Origin of the sequence: Pseudomonas sp. NPDC087598, assembly GCF_044743525.1 — a bacterium.
Taxonomy (GTDB): Bacteria; Pseudomonadota; Gammaproteobacteria; order Pseudomonadales; family Pseudomonadaceae; genus Aquipseudomonas.
The window spans coordinates 1-1,299 of the sequence record NZ_JBIUWQ010000156.1 but is presented as its reverse complement, the minus strand read 5'-3'; the positions used below and the strand labels follow the sequence as shown (position 1 = coordinate 1,299).

The 1,299-nt window shown below is 54.2% G+C and carries 2 protein-coding genes and 1 pseudogene; all 3 read right to left on the bottom strand.

Annotated elements, in window-relative coordinates:
- Positions 1–122 (bottom strand): annotated as a pseudogene (locus ACIOWE_RS30220) (hypothetical protein); the annotation flags it as partial.
- Positions 123–343: 221 nt separating this feature from the next.
- Positions 344–709 (bottom strand): 50S ribosomal protein L7/L12, encoded by a 366-nt coding sequence (gene rplL / locus ACIOWE_RS30215; RefSeq protein ID WP_201236602.1) that lies wholly within the window; start codon positions 707–709, stop codon positions 344–346.
- Positions 710–787: 78 nt separating this feature from the next.
- Positions 788–1,299, bottom strand: a 512-nt coding sequence (gene rplJ / locus ACIOWE_RS30210) for a 50S ribosomal protein L10 (RefSeq protein WP_401398625.1), incomplete at its 5' end; no start/stop codon positions are given.

Here is a 1,299-nt window from a genome sequence, read left to right as displayed (position 1 = left end):
TTGCAAGAATTCACGATACGAATCCAGCTGGATGGCCAGGAGGTACGGCACATCCATGACGTCCGGCAACTTGCTAAAGTCCTTGCGGATACGTTTTTTTTCTCAGTATATGAGTAAGCCATCAGCGTTCCCCAGCTTGGTCACCTGCTTGTTTGGCCCCTCCCGACGGGAGCAGCCAGAAAATCGTGCAAACCCCATGGTTTGCGCCACCGCATCGGGTGGTTACAGCACCTTTATCAGCGCCGACCCAGTCGGCTGCCAATAACGGAAAAAGGCCGGTGGCAAGAGCCACCAGCCATCAGCCTGTCGCTTGACGCTCGGGCTGGAGGTGCAAAGTCGAAAGTTACTTAACTTCGACTTCAGCGCCTGCTTCTTCCAGCTTCTTCTTCGCGTCTTCAGCAGCTTCTTTCGAAACGCCTTCAGCGATAACCTGAGGAGCGGTATCAACCTTCTCCTTGGCTTCTTTCAGACCCAGACCGGTCAGTTCACGTACAGCCTTGATCACGTTGACTTTCTTCTCGCCAGCGCCTTTCAGGATAACGTTGAACTCGGTTTGCTCTTCAACAACAGCGGCAGCAGCAGCTGGACCAGCAGAAGCAGCGGCAGCGGATACGCCGAACTTCTCTTCCATTGCCTTGATCAGCTCAACGATTTCCAGAACCGATTTTTCGCCGATTGCTTCGATGATTTGTTCGTTAGTCAGAGACATGACTTATTTCCTGAATTGGGGGATAGCCTGGAGGCCATCGAAATAAACAAAAATACGCGAGAGAGGAAACGCTCAGCCTCAGGCTGCAGCAGCTTCTTTCTGGTCGCGAAGTGCCGCCAGAGTACGAGCCAATTTGCTGGTAGCGCCTTGAATCACGCTCATCAGCTGGGAAATTGCTTCGTCACGGGTCGGCAGGCTTGCCAGCACGTCGATCTGATTAGCTGCGAGGAACTTGCCCTCGAACGCAGCTGCCTTGATCTCGAACTTGTCCTGACCTTTGGCAAACTCTTTGAACAGACGAGCAGCAGCGCCCGGGTGTTCGTTGGAGAATGCGATCAAGGTCGGGCCGGTGAACACGTCGTTGAGAACACTGTATTCAGTGTCAGCAACAGCGCGCTTGAGCAGGGTGTTACGTACAACACGTACGTAAACGCCAGCTTCACGAGCCTCTTTACGGAGTCCGGTCATTGCGCCTACTGTTACGCCACGTGCATCAACCACGACAGCGGACAGAGCGACTTTGGCAGCCTCGTTGACTTCAGCGACGCTGGCCGGCTTGTCGTCGAGATTACTGGCCCCGGGTGTAACTC

Bases quoted from the DNA above. Each gene is read 5' to 3' on its own strand.
- rplL (WP_201236602.1), bottom strand. From the start codon at position 709: ATGTCTCTGACTAACGAACAAATCATCGAAGCAATCGGCGAAAAATCG.